General features: G+C 69.0%; 15 protein-coding genes. 5 read left to right on the top strand and 10 right to left on the bottom strand.

Going from position 1 to position 12169, the window contains the following annotated elements:
* Window positions 1–48: 48 nt before the first annotated feature.
* The 5 genes from ACFYW3_RS28260 to ACFYW3_RS28240 all read right to left on the bottom strand — a co-directional run bounded on the left by ACFYW3_RS28260 (window position 49) and on the right by ACFYW3_RS28240 (window position 2514).
* Window positions 49–822 (bottom strand): alpha/beta fold hydrolase, encoded by a 774-nt coding sequence (locus tag ACFYW3_RS28260; protein WP_389387749.1) that lies wholly within the window; start codon window positions 820–822, stop codon window positions 49–51.
* 47 nt (window positions 823–869) lie between these two features.
* Window positions 870–1001, bottom strand: coding sequence for a hypothetical protein (locus tag ACFYW3_RS28255; protein ID WP_389387748.1), 132 nt, complete (start codon window positions 999–1001; stop codon window positions 870–872).
* Complete coding sequence (locus ACFYW3_RS28250) at window positions 998–1378, bottom strand: DUF1048 domain-containing protein (RefSeq protein WP_389387747.1); 381 nt, start codon at window positions 1376–1378, stop codon at window positions 998–1000. Before ACFYW3_RS28250 ends, ACFYW3_RS28255 begins: the two co-directional genes overlap by 4 nt.
* 2 nt (window positions 1379–1380) lie before the next feature.
* The gene (locus ACFYW3_RS28245) at window positions 1381–1710 is read right to left on the bottom strand and encodes a PadR family transcriptional regulator (protein WP_351761674.1); all 330 of its coding nucleotides are present in this window, start codon (window positions 1708–1710) and stop codon (window positions 1381–1383) included.
* Window positions 1711–2016: 306 nt separating this feature from the next.
* On the bottom strand, window positions 2017–2514 hold the full coding sequence (locus tag ACFYW3_RS28240) for a hypothetical protein (protein ID WP_389387746.1): 498 nt from the start codon (window positions 2512–2514) through the stop codon (window positions 2017–2019).
* Between the two features lie 896 nt (window positions 2515–3410).
* Here ACFYW3_RS28240 and ACFYW3_RS28235 point away from each other — a divergent pair.
* The 4 genes from ACFYW3_RS28235 to ACFYW3_RS28220 all read left to right on the top strand — a co-directional run bounded on the left by ACFYW3_RS28235 (window position 3411) and on the right by ACFYW3_RS28220 (window position 7570).
* Window positions 3411–5450 carry an ABC transporter ATP-binding protein gene (locus ACFYW3_RS28235; protein ID WP_389387745.1) on the top strand — a complete coding sequence of 680 codons (2040 nt, stop codon included), beginning with the start codon at window positions 3411–3413 and terminating at the stop codon, window positions 5448–5450.
* A gap of 121 nt (window positions 5451–5571) precedes the next feature.
* Window positions 5572–5832: an NUDIX domain-containing protein gene (locus ACFYW3_RS28230; protein WP_389387744.1), complete on the top strand. Its 261-nt coding sequence runs from the start codon at window positions 5572–5574 to the stop codon at window positions 5830–5832.
* The gene (locus ACFYW3_RS28225) at window positions 5829–6395 is read left to right on the top strand and encodes an NUDIX domain-containing protein (protein ID WP_351761664.1); all 567 of its coding nucleotides are present in this window, start codon (window positions 5829–5831) and stop codon (window positions 6393–6395) included. The genes ACFYW3_RS28230 and ACFYW3_RS28225 overlap by 4 nt, the downstream gene beginning before the upstream one ends.
* 356 nt (window positions 6396–6751) lie before the next feature.
* Entirely contained in the window at window positions 6752–7570 is an 819-nt protein-coding gene (locus tag ACFYW3_RS28220; protein ID WP_389387743.1) for a hypothetical protein, read from the top strand.
* Window positions 7571–7825: 255 nt separating this feature from the next.
* Here ACFYW3_RS28220 and ACFYW3_RS28215 read toward each other — a convergent pair whose 3' ends face one another.
* The 3 genes from ACFYW3_RS28215 to ACFYW3_RS28205 form a co-directional block, all read right to left on the bottom strand.
* Complete coding sequence (locus ACFYW3_RS28215; RefSeq protein WP_389387742.1) at window positions 7826–8716, bottom strand: hypothetical protein; 891 nt, start codon at window positions 8714–8716, stop codon at window positions 7826–7828.
* A 10-nt stretch (window positions 8717–8726) separates the two neighbouring features.
* Window positions 8727–9290 (bottom strand): papain-like cysteine protease family protein, encoded by a 564-nt coding sequence (locus tag ACFYW3_RS28210; protein ID WP_351761657.1) that lies wholly within the window; start codon window positions 9288–9290, stop codon window positions 8727–8729.
* A 291-nt stretch (window positions 9291–9581) separates the two neighbouring features.
* The gene (locus ACFYW3_RS28205; RefSeq protein WP_389387741.1) at window positions 9582–10316 is read right to left on the bottom strand and encodes a dienelactone hydrolase family protein; all 735 of its coding nucleotides are present in this window, start codon (window positions 10314–10316) and stop codon (window positions 9582–9584) included.
* Window positions 10317–10744: 428 nt separating this feature from the next.
* Here ACFYW3_RS28205 and ACFYW3_RS28200 point away from each other — a divergent pair, with 428 nt between their 5' ends.
* Entirely contained in the window at window positions 10745–10960 is a 216-nt protein-coding gene (locus tag ACFYW3_RS28200; protein ID WP_351761652.1) for a hypothetical protein, read from the top strand.
* Between the two features lie 80 nt (window positions 10961–11040).
* Here ACFYW3_RS28200 and ACFYW3_RS28195 read toward each other — a convergent pair whose 3' ends face one another.
* On the bottom strand, window positions 11041–11391 hold the full coding sequence (locus ACFYW3_RS28195) for a hypothetical protein (RefSeq protein WP_389387740.1): 351 nt from the start codon (window positions 11389–11391) through the stop codon (window positions 11041–11043).
* Between the two features lie 142 nt (window positions 11392–11533).
* Window positions 11534–11878 (bottom strand): beta/gamma crystallin domain-containing protein, encoded by a 345-nt coding sequence (locus ACFYW3_RS28190; RefSeq protein ID WP_384616653.1) that lies wholly within the window; start codon window positions 11876–11878, stop codon window positions 11534–11536.
* Window positions 11879–12169: the final 291 nt, after the last annotated feature.

Here is a 12169-nt window from a genome sequence, read left to right as displayed (position 1 = left end):
GCGACCGAGGCTGCAGCCCGGACGGTCGCCCGTCCGCCGGTCAGACCTTCAACGCCGGTCGTGGTCAGGGGCGATGACCTCGCGTACGGCTGCGGCGATGGCAGGGAAGTCCTTTCTCAGGATCGCCCCGTGGTTGGAGCTGACCTTCGCACCGAGCCGAATGTTCGACTTGCGCTCGAACACCGGATCGAGACCTGCGCGAATGCGTTCCTGCTCATCGCCCTTGCTTCCGAAGGACCTCCCCGAAGCAAGCACGTACCGCACCGGGACAGTGATGTTGTCCAACACCGGGCCCAGCTCGCGCTCGCGGGCGAGCCTGCCGACCTCGATGTTGCTGTTCGCCATCTGTTCGGCACTCATCCTCGGGGTCAGGCCCGTCGGACGCAGCAGCGGCATGATCCAGCTCGTCCGCTTGAAGAACCGCCGGATCCCCTGCTCCATCTCCTCGGTGAGCCAGTCGTACGGCTGCGCACCGTCGACCAGGACCGCACCCAGGCAGCGGTCGGGATTGCGGGCGGCCCAGTGCGCCCCGACGAACGCCCCGTACGACCAGCCCACCACCAGCGCCCGGTCCACACCCCTGGCCGCGAGAACGGCATCGACGTCCCGGACCGCGGCTTCGAAGGAATAGTCCGCCGAACGCTTCGACTTCCTCCCACGAGCTCGCTCGTCGTAGGTGATGTGCCGCCACCCAGTCCCCAGGTCGGCGATGACCCGCCGCCAGTACCCCTGAGTGGCGAAGTGGCCGTTGAGATAGACCACGGGGATGCCGGGACCGCCGGTGTCGGTGACGGCCAGTGCCGTATCGTCGACCGCCACCATGCCGGTCCACCTCGAATCGGTGGGGGATGTGCCGCTCCTCGCCATGTTCACCCCCCGGCCGTGTCGGACGTCTCGTACGGCAGCTCCGGGCCCGGCACGCGGATCTCCGGTTCGAAGGTCGTGGGCGCGGTCATCGCCGTCATGGCCGTCATCGCCGTCATCGCCGTCATCGCCGTCATCGGGGCGCCTGCCCATCGTCTTCTTCGGCACGCGCGATGGCGTCCGTCAGTTGCTTCCGCGCACGAGGGGGAACATAGCCACCCTCCGAGTAGTTCTGGACGAACGTCTCCACGAAGTCCACCGGATCCTCCCCGACGATCTCGCGGATCGGCGTTCCGTTCGCCGCCGCCTGCTCGAACAGGTCGGCGAGGTCTTCGAACATCGACGCGTTGCTGTCGCCGTCGGTCGGCACGAAGTGCATCGCGTACCGCTCGATCGCCTCGACAGCCGCGCGATGGTTCGCGGGAAGCTCCTTGACGCGCGCCTTGTACGCCCTCCAGCGCTTCTTGGGCCCGATCACCTTCGAGATGAGGCCGCTCTTTTCGACATCGGACATGGCTACTCGCCCCCTTCGCGGAGCTTTTCCAGTCGTTCCGTGAGGAAGCTCCACGTCCTCCAGAACTCTTCGAGGTACTCCCGTCCCTGAGCGTTGAGGGAGTGCACCTTGCGCGGCGGCCCCTTCTCGGAGGGGACCTTCTCCACGTCGACGAGGCCACGCTTCTCGATCCTGATGAGCAGCGCGTAGACGGTTCCTTCGGCGATGTCGGAGAAACCCTGTTCCCGCAGTCGTGCGGTGATTTCGTAGCCGTAGGCGGGCCGGCCGGACAGGGACGCGAGAATGAGGCCTTCCAGCGTGCCCTTGAGCATCTCGGTCAGCAGCTTGGACATGAAACACCTCCCCCTGAGCTATTCAGCGCTACTGAGTACCGGTCCACCGTAACGCCGACCACCGGTACCTAGCAAGACCGAATAGTGTCCGTCCCGGAAGGTGCAGTGCGTGGCGCCGTGGCTCGTTTCCACGCCAGTCTCGGAGCGGACGCGCGAGACGGCATCAGCCATGGCCGTATCGCGTATCGCGCATGAGGCGGAACACGAGTGGTGTCCGCCACCCACGCCGTCACTTCCTCGCCCCTCGCCCCCATGGCCCCCATGGCCCCCAGCCCCCCATGCCCCATGCTGCAGGCGCAGTGGATTTCAGCCGCCGGACACGTAGATGAACGTCTCGCCGGTTCCGAGGGATCTCAACCTCATCGCCTTCAGCGACTTGTCCTTCTCGTCCCGCTGAACGAATCTCTGGAGCTCGAGCACGGAAGCAGGCGGCAGGGTGTCCGATACCCGCGCCACGATCTGCGCGAGGGACGTCCCCAGCAGCTCCGCACTGTGGTGCACGGCGCCCAGGACGATCACGTTCTCGCGAGGATCGGGAAGACGCTGTTCCGCGATGCCAACCGCCACCACGGCGCGCTCAAGAGGCTCTTCGGCGTCACGGCGAACGGCCTCGACGGCCATTCTCTGTCCGTACGCGCTGAGCACACTGGCGGCTCGGGGGCTGACCGCCCCGACAAGCTCCCCTCGCCGCTCGTTGCTTGCGGACCTGTAGGTGGAGATGTAGTCGTTCACCACTTGGTCGAGGTCGTGAGGTATCCGCATCCCCAGATACCCGTTGAATCGCTTGTCATCAAGCCTTCCCATGGCCCCCACTCCCGGTTCTTGACGTGATCGGCACGTGATTGCCCACTGTGGTGTCGGGCGCGGCAGCGCGAGGGAAGGCGGCCGATGACGGCGTTCCCCGTGACGTGGGCAAGTGAGAGCCACGTACGCGGCATCGACCACCACCACGGCTCTTGGGCGTCCTGCGCAGGCGTCGTTCCAGAAGGCTCGATGAGGTGGCCCGAAGCGGTCGCCCGGCCGGCCGGAAGTCGTGGTGGTCATCCTGAGCTGCCAGGTAGCGCACCCGGGCAGCGTAGGCGACAGGGCCGCTGCCGGCACCAGTCGGGAGCGGCGTCCTCACCCCGGGCATACCGATGTCGACGGCGACTCGTTGTGGGTCTCGCCCCGTGGCTGCGCCCAAGCCGCTGACCGCGGACGTGCCGAGGCCGCGGACCTGTACGCGGCCCTGGATGTCGGGAGATCGACCAGGTGGCATGGAACGAGGGCACCGCCGCTCTCCTTGACGAACAGGGGCAGGGGCACAGGGGCACAGGGGCACAGGGAAACGTTGCCGCAGCACGCTTGCCGATGGCCGAAGGGCGGCAAGTCCTCATACGGGTGACACACCGAGTCGAACGCGATCCGGACGCGAAACGCCAAGCCGCGGTTGGCCAGGCGCACCGCATGGAACATGTGTTCACGATCTGCCCCCGATTCGGCCGTGACGAGGCGCCTTTGGCGCCGTTCTTGGAGCACCAGTGCCCCTACCGCACCCATCTGGAGGACACCGTGCGTCCCACACCCAGCCCCCGGTACACCCTGGCCACATTCGAACACCGCATGGCGCTGAACCGTGCCCGGCCGAAGCCCGTACACGGGGTTGACGGAGCCGGCGGCCGGTCCCGCCGCTCATCGCGAACCGGTTCGGGGTGGAGGGCATGACCGGGCGGCGGGAGAAGGACGAAGCGGTTCCTTCGGAGGCGGAGACGGAGAATGAGGCGAAGACGGACTCGGACTCGGACTCGGAGAGGCTGCTCTTCGGCGGGGAGTTGGCGTACGACATCGGCTGGGAACGGCATGAGGGCGCGTGGCTGAAGCTTCGGCTGTGGAGCATGGCCAAGGGCCTGCCGCGCATGGTCGGCATGGGGGTGCGGCTCGCCCACCTCGCTGACGCCCGCGCCTTGCGCGTGGTCCTCGGCGCCGAGCTCGGCCGCGGTATCACCCAGGCGGTCGGGCTGGTGGCCGTCAACAGCGTTCTGGGCCATCTCCTGGGTGGCGGCTCCACGAACGAACGCCTTGCCCACGCCGTGCCCGCCCTCGCGGTGATCGCGGTGACGGCGTTACTGGGCTCGCTGCTGCGGTCCGCGTCCACGGCGGCGACGGGCACCCTGGAGCCGAAGGTTCAGCGGGTCGCGACCGAGCGGTATCTGGGGCTGGTGCACCGGGTGGAGCTGGCGGCGATCGAGGACGACGAGTTCCACCGGTTGCTGGACGCCGCCCGCTACGGCGCAGACTCCGCCCGCCGGATGATCCGTTACTGCACCGACACGCTGAACTCGGCGATCTCGCTGATCGCCGCGGCCGGCGTCCTCACGGTGCTCCACCCGGCGTTGCTGCCGCTCCTGGTCCTCATGACCCTGCCGAGCGCCTGGAGTTCTCTGACCATCTCCAAGCAGCGCTACATCTCCTTCCACGCGTTCGTCCAGCACGCCCGCGCCGGGCTCCTGCTCGGGCAACTCCTGACACAGCAGGAAGCCGCCGCCGAAGTCCGCGTCCACGAGGTCGGTCCGTTCCTGCTGGAGCACTTCAGGAACATGGCCGAGACCAGTGAGCGCGAGCAGACCCGGCTGGCCCGCAAGGCCGCACGGGTCGGCCTGATCGCCGACGGAGCGGGCGGCCTCGCGACGGTGCTCACGTACGGTGCGCTGGGACTGCTGCTGTGGAGCGGGGCGATGGAACTCGCGGTGGCCGGGACGGCGGTACTGGCGATCCGTACCGGCGCGTCCAGCCTCGACGCGCTGGTGCTGCAGATCACCGACCTGCACCAGGAGTCCCTCTTCGTCGCCGACTACGAGCGCCTGTGCACCGAGGCCGAGGCCCGTGCCATCCCCACCACCGGCGAGCCACTGCCGGAGCGGCTGCGGGAGATCCGTTTCGAGAAGGTCACCTTCACCTACCCGGGGAGCACCGGCGAACAGCCGGAACCGACCCTGCGCGAGGTGTCCCTGTCCTTGCCGATGGGCAAGGTCATCGCCCTGGTCGGGGAGAACGGCTCCGGCAAGTCCACCCTGATCAAGCTCCTGGCCGGCCTCTACCTCCCCGACGAGGGGGGCGGCACGATCTGGTGGGACGGAGTCGACGCCGCCAAGGCCGACCGCGGACAGATCTTCTCCAGGGTCGGGCTGATGTCGCAGTCGTTCTTCCATTGGCCGTTCACGTTCCGGGTCAACGTCGGGATCGGCCGGCCCACCCGCCCGATCGACGATCAGGCGGTCGAGGCCGCCGCCGCCTACTCGGGCGCCGACACCGTCCTCGCCGGTCTTCCCCGCGGACTCGGCACGCTCCTGGCCCGCGGCTACCGGGGCGGGCACCAGATCTCCGGCGGCCAGTGGCAGAAGATCGGCATCAGCCGGGCGAAGTACAAGGACGCCCAGATCCTCGTGGTCGACGAGCCCACCAGCGCGCTCGACGCGGTCGCCGAGCAGCAGGTCTTCGACCAGATCCGGGCCCTCGCCGCCACCGGCCAGACCATCGTCCTGATCACACACCGGCTCCACTCCGTACGACACGCCGACGTCATCCACGTCCTGAAGGACGGGCAGGTCGCCGAGTCCGGCACCTTCGCCGACCTCATGGACGAGACCGCCGGCGGCGGGGAGTTCCGCAGCGCATACCTCGTGCAGGCCGCGGCCTTCGCCGACAGCCTGCCCGCCCCGCGCGACGGCCGCGCGGACGCCAGGGCGGAGGGCAAGGCGTGAGTTCCGCGGTTCCGCGTCGTGGACGCGGCCCCGGGCGGGGCCCGATCCGCCGGCCGGCCGGCCGCGGGTCCGGGCGCCGGTGCACCTCCTACGTCCCCACCCGATCCGAAGGAGCCTCCGCATGACCACCCCGTCCGCCGAACCGCCCGGAACCGCCGCGCTGCTCGTCAACTCGCGCGGCGAACACCTCCTTCATCGTGACGCCAACAAGCCGTGGATCTGCGACCCGGGTACGTGGTCGATCCCGGGCGGGGACCGGGAGGGCAAGGAATCCTGCCGTCAGGCCGTCGAGCGGGAACTGTACGAGGAGACCGGCCTTCTCGTGGCTCCGCAGCAGGGCACGGCCTTCCTGTTCGCCCCGCGAGCAGGGGGTGCGCGGTGAGCGGGGCGCGGCACGCCGAGCCGGTGGACGTGCACCTGATCCTGCGCAGGGAGACCGGGGAGGTGCCGGAGGTCCTGCTGTCGCGGCGGGCCGGCCAGGTGTACGCGGCCGGGCTGTGGCATCTTCCGTCGGGGCATCTGGACGGCCCGCACGAGGACGTCGTCACCGCCCTGGTGCGCGAGGCCCGGGAAGAAACGGGCGTCGACATCGACCCGGCCGATGTGCGGGCCGCCGTCACCGTGCACCACCGCGGCCCGGGCGGATCCTCGCGCACCGGAGTCTTCTTCGAGGTTCGGCGGTGGACGGGCGAGCCCCGGATCGCGGAGCCGGACGTCTGTGACGCGATGGACTGGGCCCGCCTCGACGCTCTGCCCGCCGCGATGGTGGCGTACTGCCGTGCCGGCCTGGACGCGTACGCGGCCGGGGCCCGGTTCGCGGTGCACTTCCAGCGCCCCGGCGACACCATCGCCTACGACCCCTGCGCCGACCGGCTCCACCTCGTCCCGGACGTGGCCGACCCGTCGCCGGGCAGCCGACCATCGACATGGCCCTCGACGCCGTGAGCGGAACGGGCCGCTGCCCACACCGGGTGTATTCCTCGGCGAGAGCGAACCTCCAGGTCGACCAACCACTGAAGCCCATCCGTCACGACCGCTCCCCCTCTCCGTCCGTCCACCCATCCGCGGCACGAATCCGTTCCTGAACCCTCGCCATGAACACTGCCAGACCCGCTCAAGGCGCCTACGGAGACTCTTGGTTCACTCTTGTCGCAGAGATGATGTCCCCAACATGGCGGTCCACGGAGAAGGAGTGGGCGCGGAGCCGTGAGGGGCAAGAGGCAGACCAGTTCGACGCAGGGGGCGGGCCGGACATGACAAGAGGGCGAATGCGTGCCATGGGAATACGGTGGGGCGGAGCCATGGCGTCGGCCTTATTGCTGATGATGTCCGCGGGGCAGGCGTTCGCGGGGCAGACCGTGGATCCGCCTGTCCCGACAGTGGAGGGGGCGCAGTTGTCCGCGCGCCCCGGTGAGCGACTCACGTTCACCGTGGCCTCGTACCTGGTGGGGATGAACGGATACCAGGTGGCCTCCGAGATCTTCGTTCAGCACGGGACGCTGAGGATGAACGATTCGGCCATCACCGCTGTGGCCACCGTGGCATGTGACACCGCTCCAGGCGTGTACCCGGTCGAGATGACCGGGCCCGGCGGCCCCACCGAGGGGGTCAAGGGCAACACTTGGGTGACCGTGAAGGTCGCGGACATCGGCGAGGCCGAACGCCGGGCCTGCCCCGGGAAGGTCTCGGCCCTCCCCCCGGAACAACTGGAGGAGCGCTGGCCCGCGAGTGCGTCCTGGCCTCAGTCACCCTGGGACGTAAGGACGTTCCGGCCCGGTGAAAGGAGGACGCTCGAGTCTTCGGACGCGCAGATAGGGCACGGCGACACTCTCACCTCGCCGGGTTTCACCGATCGGGCCGTCATGCACGGGGCAAAGGGAATGACGGCGACGGCGACGATCCGCTGCGACGCCGAGCCCGGTCTGTACGAGGTCCGGTGGGTGGGCGATGACGAGGTCTGGGCCCGCTATCGGGTGACCTCGGCCGTACCCGGCTGCCAGGACCCGACGACCGGCGCTGCCTGGCGGACGACTCCCTGGCTGCTCGGTGGGGCCGTGGCCCTGGCCGCGGTGGGAACAGCCGGCTACGTCTTCCTTCGACGCCACCGCAAGACGGCCTAGGTGACCGCAGGCGGCCGCGGCCTCGTCGGTCAGTCTCCGAAGGTCATCGATGACGCCGACACCGTCCGGACCGCGATCGACGTAGCGGCTCGCCCGGGGTGGGGATCCATGTGACCGCGCGGTTGCCCATCGGCGGAAACCGCTCGTGGCCGCGCGACCATGCCGGCTTGGGCGAGGTCGGGTGAGCCGGCCGGTGGGGACTCGCTCCGTCCTGCCGGCTGCCAGGACGGAGCGAGGGAGTGTGCCGGTTGGGGCTCAGCCGGTGCTTGCCCGCCGGCGCCGGAGGAGCAGGGCGGCTCCGCCCGCGAGGACGAGTGCCGTGCTGGAACCGCCGGCCAGGAGCAGGGTGGAGGACGAGGCGTCGTCCTGCGTGCGCTGAAGGCCGTAACCGCTGGAGTAGCCCTTGGTGTCGTAATCCGAGCCGGGCAGCTTGTCGGCGTAGCGGGCCTTCACCAGCTTCTGGTAGTCGCTCAGCGACACCGACGCCCGGCCGCCCAGACCTTGCCGGGCCTGGTCGTTGAGCGCCTCGACGGTGAGGAGCTTGAGCTGGTACCAGCCGCGGATCTGCGGCTCGGTGAAGACCAGCGTGCCCACGGTGGCCTTGCCGGCGTACGCGGCGTCGCTGTCGCCGTCACGCACGGCCGCCAGGTGCCAGCCGCCGCCATGGGTGGGGGCGAGCATGACGGTGGCGTCGCGTCCGTTGACGGTGGTGCTCAGCGAGGAGACCAGCCCCGTCAACTTGACCGCCTTGGCGGGCAGCGCCTGGGCGGTGCCCGCGGCGAACGCGGGCGTGATCTCGTTCAGCGCCACCGGATCCTTGATCGTGAAGACCGGGAGGCCCTGGCACGGCTCGGCGGTTTCGGGGATCGTCTGCACCGGACCGCCGGCGCCGTCGGTCGGTACCGGGGTGCGCAGGAAGCGGCAGACGGTGTTGCGTACGTCGGCGGACTTCACCGCGTTGAGAGCCGCTTGGTAGTCGGGGATGTCGGCCGGCAGAGGGTCCTTGGCCGGGGCCGCGTGGGTCGGACCGACGACGGACAGCAGTGCGGACGTGCTCAGTGCGATGACGGTGGACAGACGGGAAATGCGGCGGTTCGCCCGCCGGCCGGACGGTTCGGTGTCGCTGGTGTCGCTGGTGTCGCGCATGTCGCCTTCCTTAGCGGGAGATGCCGATGCGGGAGTGGGTCCACTTGGACGAGCTGTTGCTCACGTAGTCGTTGTAGTTCCACCACGTGTACGTGGTGGTGCCCGGCCACGGGTCGGCCACGGCGATCGTGCTGTTCGCGGTGTCGAAGCCGTAGATCACGTTCATGTGGCCGCCACCGGACGTCCATCCGATGCGGGCACCGAGTGGCCGGCCCGCCTTGACGTCGGTGTACACCTGGTTGAACGTGGCCGCGCTGTTCAGACCCGAGCCGGTGTGGGTCATGCCGAGGCTGCCCCAGCCCTTGGCCATGTCATCGAGCGTGGCGGGCTGGTTGTTGCAGCCGTAGTAGGGCTGAGCCCGGTCGCAGAAGTCCGTCTGTGTGGAGCCGAACCCGTGGAACTTGGCGATGGTCAGCCCGGAGGCGACCCAGCACCATTGGCTCTTCTCCTGCTTCAGCATGTTGATGCTGTCCTGGCCCGCTTCCGCGTGAGCCGTGCCTCCCGTGGCCGCGAGCGATCCCAAGGCGGCCAGCGCGATGGCCGACGCCGTGGTTCCGTACCTGAACCTGCCCATTTTCCTGCCTTCCCCTGATGGGTACAACGAGACGAACGGGGCGATCTGGCAGGAATATGACAGCGCATCATGACTGGGTCACATAGGGGCCTTGCGGGAAGTTCGCCCCTAGTGATTATTTGTCAGGTCATCATGGGAATCCGACAGTGACGGCGTCCTGGAGGAGCACGCTCCCGTACAGCTCCGACACGGCCTCCTCCGCCGCGTCGGAGGAGGCCGGAGTGTACGGGCGTCGAGACGTCGCCGGCCCTCCGGAGCCGTGTGCTCGGGTTCGGTTTCCGAGCCGGAGCCTCAGCTGTCGGTCAAGGTGCGGTCGAGGAGGGGGAGCAGGTGGTCCCAGTGGCGTTGCAGGCCGGCGGGGTCGAAGGCGTCGGTGTCGGACATGGTGAACCCGTGGACGGTGCCGGGGTAGATCTCGGAGGTGTGGGCGACGCCCGAGGCGTGCAGGGCCCGGTTGAGTTCTCCCAGGGCTTCGGGCGTCAGGTCGCTTTCGGCATGGCCGAAGTGGACCTGGGCGGTGATCCCGGCGAAGGCGCCGGGCCCGTCCGCTCCCACGGGACCGTGGAATGCCGCGAGGGCGGCCACCCGGCCGGGGTGAGCCGCGGCGGTACGCGTCGCCAGAAGGCCGCCTATGCAGTAGCCGGTGACGGCGACCGGTCCGGCGGCGACCTCGGGCCGGGAGGTGAGGAATCCGAGGTAGGCGCCGGCATCGCTCAGGGCGCGCTCCGCGGTGTGCGCCTCGATCAAGGGCATCAGCCGGGCGAAGACGGCGGACCGGGCCTCTCCGTCGATGTACTCGGGAAGTTCGATCACCGGTGTCGGGCCGTGCCGGTAGAACACGTTGGGTACGAGCACGTAGTACCCGTGCCCGGCCAGTTCGCGGGCCATCTCCCGCAGTACGGGCCGGATGCCGAAGCCGTCCGGGTACATCAGCACCCCCGGGAACCGCTCGCCGCGGTCGGGGAAAGCGGCGAAAGCGTCGGCCTGGCCGGCAGCGGTGGGGATGTGCAGCATCTGGGTGGGCATGACTTCTCCTGTCGTGGTTGACGTATCGAGCTGTGGTCGACACGACAGGAGGCGGAGCCCGCGCGGCAACGCCGGACCCTCGATTCCACAGCGGGCCGGCGCCGGCCCGTACGGCGCTCAGAGCAGCGCCGGGTCATCAATCCGTGTGTGGCTCAAGGCCGTCCCGGTGGTCATCGCCGCCCAACGTAGCCCACCGGGCGGGATCGAATCCACCGCGTTTCCGGGCCACCGTGCCGCTCGCGGGAGTGATCGCGGGAGTGATCGCGGGAGATCGCGAGTGATAGGGAATGCCCCGGGCGGCGCCACGGGTCCCGAGCCCGGGTGTCGCCGCCCCCATCGGCGACTCGGCCGTCCCGTTCGCACGTTTCCGCCTCCGCGGCCGACCGTGGGCCCTTCCCCCGCCTGAGACAATCAGAGGGAAGGAACGAATGAACGAAGGGGTGGAGACCATGGCCGGTCTGGTGCTGTTCGGCGTTCTGGTGCTCGCCATCGGCGGGTGCGTATGCGTGGTGTGGGCGGAACGCGGCGGTCCCCGTTGGGTCCGCGCTCTGGCGACCGTGACGCTCGCCGCGAGCGAGCTGGTACGTCGTTCCGGGAAGAAGCGGCGCCGAAACCTGAACGGGACCAGCGGCAACGGCGACTGAGGGGCGCGGAGTCCGTCAACGGGGCCGGCCACCGACTCAAAGGCCGGATCGACACCATCGAGCGCGGGACCGCGGTCCCCTCATCGAATGATGCAGGGGTCTGGCAGCGGCGCGTCCCCCTCGCCTTCCGCGGTGAGGACTTCTCGCGCCAGTTGCCGGACACGGTCCCACTCCGCGTCGGTGGACAACGCCTGTCTCGTCCACCGATCCGTTCCCTCGTCCTTGGCCATCTCGCTGAAGATCTCGTCGATCATCCGCAGATCGGACAGCGCGGTGGCACCGAGCCGGCCCTCCTGGGCCAGTCGCTCGGCCAATCGGAAGCCGTCATCGAAGCCGAGGACGATCTCATCCGGGGGTACGTCGTACTTCTCCAGCCAGGCCACCTGCACCGGGGCAGGAGCCGCGACCAGGACCACCCCCTCGATCAGCATGTGCCGACGCGCCGAAGGACCAGGAATCTCCACAAGGTCATCATGTCACGGCCCCACACACGCCCCCGTCGTGGCTCTCCCGCGCCCCTGCGGGGCCGCGCCCCGGGCACGGCCCCGCAGGGGTGATCGGATCGTCAGATCGTCACAGGATCTCGATGGAGTTGACCTTGGGCGGGTGGTTCGGGAACGTGATCTCCGTCCAGCGGTTGATCCTCACGGAGTCGCCGTTGGCGTCGTAGTAGATCAGGTCGTTGTTGCCGGTGGAGATCTTGTCGACCCACCAGCCTCCGAACCCGGTCCGCCCCTTGTTCGCGTAGCAGTCCACGCTCTGCCGACCACCCTCGTGGGACCAGATCTTCAGGAAGTTCTCACCGCCCCGGCACTCGACGTGATCGATGGCGAACGCGTTGCCGGGGATGGTCAGGGTCAGCGATGCCGCCGCGGCGAACGCCACGGCAGCCGATCGGACGAACCTCTTCGGCTTCATGGGCACGATCTCTCCTTCACGGGAATCGAGCGAAAGGGGCGCCCCGTGCCCCTGGGCACGTCGGCCACCCACACCGCGACGGACCGGTCGACGGCCTTCGCGGTTGCACATCGAGATTCCCCTGTGGTCTGTGCCCTCTGCAATCAACTCCGTCGCGCACGGCCGGAATTAACACCATGTTGTCCCAATTCTGACCTCTGGTCCTCAGTTGAAACGTTTGAGCGACTTGGTGGCTTGACGTCCCGGCTCGTCCGCCGGGGCGAAGTCCGGCATCCCGGCCATGGCCGGAGA

It is taken from the genome of Streptomyces sp. NPDC002602 (genome assembly GCF_042889445.1).
In the GTDB taxonomy this organism is placed as follows: Bacteria; Actinomycetota; Actinomycetes; order Streptomycetales; family Streptomycetaceae; genus Streptomyces.
This window is presented reverse-complemented; position numbering and strand designations above follow the sequence as displayed.

Bases quoted from the DNA above. Each gene is read 5' to 3' on its own strand.
- ACFYW3_RS28210 (WP_351761657.1), bottom strand. From the start codon at position 9,290: ATGGGCAGGTTCAGGTACGGAACCACGGCGTCGGCCATCGCGCTGGCC.
- ACFYW3_RS28195 (WP_389387740.1), bottom strand. From the start codon at position 11,391: ATGCTGATCGAGGGGGTGGTCCTGGTCGCGGCTCCTGCCCCGGTGCAG.
- ACFYW3_RS28240 (WP_389387746.1), bottom strand. From the start codon at position 2,514: ATGGGAAGGCTTGATGACAAGCGATTCAACGGGTATCTGGGGATGCGG.
- ACFYW3_RS28235 (WP_389387745.1), top strand. From the start codon at position 3,411: ATGACCGGGCGGCGGGAGAAGGACGAAGCGGTTCCTTCGGAGGCGGAG.
- ACFYW3_RS28255 (WP_389387748.1), bottom strand. From the start codon at position 1,001: ATGACGGCGATGACGGCGATGACGGCGATGACGGCCATGACGGCGATG.
- ACFYW3_RS28200 (WP_351761652.1), top strand. From the start codon at position 10,745: ATGAACGAAGGGGTGGAGACCATGGCCGGTCTGGTGCTGTTCGGCGTT.
- ACFYW3_RS28260 (WP_389387749.1), bottom strand. From the start codon at position 822: ATGGTGGCGGTCGACGATACGGCACTGGCCGTCACCGACACCGGCGGT.
- ACFYW3_RS28220 (WP_389387743.1), top strand. From the start codon at position 6,752: ATGGCGTCGGCCTTATTGCTGATGATGTCCGCGGGGCAGGCGTTCGCG.
- ACFYW3_RS28250 (WP_389387747.1), bottom strand. From the start codon at position 1,378: ATGTCCGATGTCGAAAAGAGCGGCCTCATCTCGAAGGTGATCGGGCCC.
- ACFYW3_RS28245 (WP_351761674.1), bottom strand. From the start codon at position 1,710: ATGTCCAAGCTGCTGACCGAGATGCTCAAGGGCACGCTGGAAGGCCTC.
- ACFYW3_RS28190 (WP_384616653.1), bottom strand. From the start codon at position 11,878: ATGAAGCCGAAGAGGTTCGTCCGATCGGCTGCCGTGGCGTTCGCCGCG.
- ACFYW3_RS28215 (WP_389387742.1), bottom strand. From the start codon at position 8,716: ATGCGCGACACCAGCGACACCAGCGACACCGAACCGTCCGGCCGGCGG.
- ACFYW3_RS28205 (WP_389387741.1), bottom strand. From the start codon at position 10,316: ATGCCCACCCAGATGCTGCACATCCCCACCGCTGCCGGCCAGGCCGAC.
- ACFYW3_RS28230 (WP_389387744.1), top strand. From the start codon at position 5,572: ATGACCACCCCGTCCGCCGAACCGCCCGGAACCGCCGCGCTGCTCGTC.